This window comes from Solemya velesiana gill symbiont (assembly GCF_002020805.1).
GTDB lineage: Bacteria > Pseudomonadota > Gammaproteobacteria > Chromatiales > Chromatiaceae > Sedimenticola_A.
This window is the reverse complement of sequence record NZ_MPRJ01000122.1, coordinates 1-2,851: the sequence shown is the minus strand read 5'-3', so window position 1 is coordinate 2,851 and position 2,851 is coordinate 1. Positions and strand designations below refer to the sequence as shown.

Below are 2,851 nucleotides of genomic sequence, written 5' to 3'. Positions count from 1 at the left end.
TCTCTGTGGTCTTTGGAGTGATACGAAGTGGCTTGGCTGTGCGCATGGCCCATTATACGTCCCACCATAATTACAATATTATCCGCATGGCCCACTAGGGCTTGGCGAGCTGGTCTCCTACCAGGGCAATACCCTGGGTGATCCTGCCGCCTGGCAGACTGCTTGCCAGTACTCCCGGCGCGATCTGCCGGAGCAGTCGGCACCGGCAGATCATCCGGTTATCAAGAAGGCGGTTGTTACCCCACCATCTGCCGGTCTATCGCAGTTATCACTATTCTAATGTATCTACATATGTTGACACATAGGGAGGGATACTCTAGTATCTACATATGTAGATACTATTTTTTGGGGGGAATCTATGGAAGCACAAGGCAAAATCCAGAAATGGGGCAATAGCTCCGCGATCCGCTTGCCGGCTAAGGTGCTGGCCGCTGCCGGTTTTGATAGCGATAGCGAGGTGGATATACAGGTGGACGATGGGCGGGTGGTGATCCAGTTGCACGAACGTACCCTGGAACAAACCTTCGATAAGCTGCTGGCCGAAGAGCCTGGGGCTGCTGAGCTGCTGGCTCAGGTCAAGGAGGGCTTGAGCCGGGCTATCACCCTCACCGACGAAACCACCGAGCGCTGTAATGCGCTGGTCGAAAAACTAGGAGAGAAGGGCTGATGGGTCTCGGAAAGGAATTCATGTCGATTTTGAAGGACACGGTAAAACTCACTGATTCAGTGGAGCGGTTGAATACGGCCAATGCAAAACTGCAGGAGAAGGTAGAGAGCATTGATGGCCGGGTTATCCGGTTGGAAACCCGCCTGGATACCTACGTGGAAATAGCGAACCGCAACCGTTTGGACTCTGATTAAGAGGCGTCAGAACGATGCCGGATTGAATTTCAATCTTAGGATTTGCACATGGAAAAAGTTACTGAGAGCCACGACGTTTTTGAAAGCCCATCGGTTCAGGATGTCATCGGTCGTCTTATGACGGGTTGCCGACCGATCTCTACCCTTCAATGTTGATATGGTGGGAGAAGACGGCTTCTATCTCGACTACGCCGCGATTGAGTTTACCGATTATTACAACACAGACGGTACGCCGAGTTCCGTGGGCTTGGGAGTGATATTCACGATCCCGGTCAAACAACTGTTCGATACCGAAGAAGAAGAAGAAGAAGAAGAAGGCGAAGAGCAGCGCATCATCGACTATTGCGGTGAGAGTGGTTTTCCCCGAGCCGGTGCCCCCGACAACCAGTATGTTTTTGCGGTTGGTAACGGCCTCGGTGATGGCCTGGTGTTGCGCCTCGGTCATCATGCCCTTTCCAACATAGCTTTCGAGGGTGTAGACGACGCGAGCGGGCTTCCGGATACAGAATGTCGGGTGCCGTGAGATTGGGGCCATGTCCCCTATAAAGCGCTCGCCGTTGGGCAACCGAGCCTCAACGACGGGCCTCTTGTCGGTGATCATGCCTCCGGACATCGAGGCCACGGTGCGGATCAGGTTATCCGCCTGGGTGGCGCTCATTTGAGTGAGAACCTTTTTCGCCTCTCCGACGCGGTGCACCCACACAGCGCCATCGTCATTCAGGTATATGTCAGTGACGGAGCCATCTTTGAGAGCGGAGACAATTTCGTTGCCGAGTTCGGCTTGTAACTTGCGGGTCAGTCTCTCGAGCCTTCCCATAGCTAATTTCCACTTTAAATTCCGGTGGTAATATATTATCTCTTTTGGCTCTTGTAAAGACCCGTTTTTCCTCTTCTTCGAGGCATAGGGCAATCTGCCCTAGTGTCGGGCGAGGAATTCCGTTCGGTGCGGATTTGCTTACTTGTCTGGATCTGGGGCGTCTGGTGGGATAAGCAGTACAAATACTTCTACGCCGAGAACCCGCCCGAGACTTTCCAGGTTATCCAGGCTGACATTCATGCGGGAGTTTTCCAGCCCACCGATGAATGATTTGGAAAGCCCAGACAGGTCTGCAAGCTCCTGCTGACCGTATCCTTGCGCTTTTCTGAGTCGGAGTAGATTCTTTGCTAAGATCGCCCGTGCGCTTTTACTGATCCCGCTATTGCTCTGGTTCTTCATCCTTATCCTTTCACGGGCCGCTCTTGTTAGGCGCTGGACGATGTTTTGCGGACTATCGTTCAACCCTGTTGGCATATCGCTCATCAATTCCCTTTTGGCTTGTTGCTTCCGTTTGTGTGCTTATTTTGCCTTGCTCGGGCTTTCGCTTCCAGTTCCTTTTTCAACGGTGGTAATATAATAGGACTTTTGCCGGTCGTTTTCGATGAAAAGGGAATGCTGTGCCCAGGCTGCGTTACCGTGTCCTCGCTTCGCTGCGGGCCGCACCATCCACTAGGGCCTGTTCACATAAGATGCGCTGTTATTCGATAGTGTTCTGACGGTAATCATTTACCGGATCAACGTCTACGTGTTGCTGGGATCTGGTGTCCTGATTGGATACGCCACGCTTTCGGGTCTGATCGAGTCGGCTAAGGATGGCTCGGTCATGGTAAGAGTCAGCCCATTGGGTCGTACTGCCGTATGGTGGAACTACCGAGCCCAATTTACTTCCATGTTCAGCAATATACAAAATACCATTTAACACTTATATGTTCGCATTACCTCTTGAATATAAAGGAGTTTTTCGATAATTTTGAGCCCGCTTGTTCCGGGATATATCAGATTTCTCTTACATTCCTATACAGAAAGAGTAAAATTAGCCCGCTGGCACGAAGTCTCCCTAGTCTCTCCAGGGGCTCCGTGGCAGTGGCAGTGGCAGAAAGCCATCGTGTCATGCGGCTCCCCCTCCGGCCTCATGGCATGCCATGGCAGTTGGTGTTAGGTGGTCCACCCGGC

Annotated in this window: 4 protein-coding genes; 2 read left to right on the top strand and 2 right to left on the bottom strand. The window is 52.2% G+C overall.

The window, feature by feature from the left end; translation table 11 throughout:
- Positions 1–358: 358 nt before the first annotated feature.
- Both BOW53_RS12560 and BOW53_RS12555 read left to right on the top strand, forming a co-directional pair.
- Positions 359–667 carry an AbrB/MazE/SpoVT family DNA-binding domain-containing protein gene (locus BOW53_RS12560; RefSeq protein WP_078488310.1) on the top strand — a complete coding sequence of 103 codons (309 nt, stop codon included), beginning with the start codon at positions 359–361 and terminating at the stop codon, positions 665–667.
- On the top strand, positions 667–861 hold the full coding sequence (locus BOW53_RS12555) for a hypothetical protein (protein ID WP_078488309.1): 195 nt from the start codon (positions 667–669) through the stop codon (positions 859–861). The genes BOW53_RS12560 and BOW53_RS12555 overlap by 1 nt, the downstream gene beginning before the upstream one ends.
- A gap of 139 nt (positions 862–1,000) precedes the next feature.
- Here BOW53_RS12555 and BOW53_RS12550 read toward each other — a convergent pair whose 3' ends face one another.
- Together BOW53_RS12550 and BOW53_RS12545 are read right to left on the bottom strand one after the other, a co-directional pair.
- Entirely contained in the window at positions 1,001–1,678 is a 678-nt protein-coding gene (locus BOW53_RS12550; protein ID WP_078488308.1) for an ATPase, T2SS/T4P/T4SS family, read from the bottom strand.
- A gap of 138 nt (positions 1,679–1,816) precedes the next feature.
- Positions 1,817–2,161, bottom strand: a complete 345-nt coding sequence (locus BOW53_RS12545) for a helix-turn-helix domain-containing protein (RefSeq protein ID WP_245832145.1) — start codon at positions 2,159–2,161, stop codon at positions 1,817–1,819.
- Positions 2,162–2,851 lie beyond the last annotated feature (690 nt).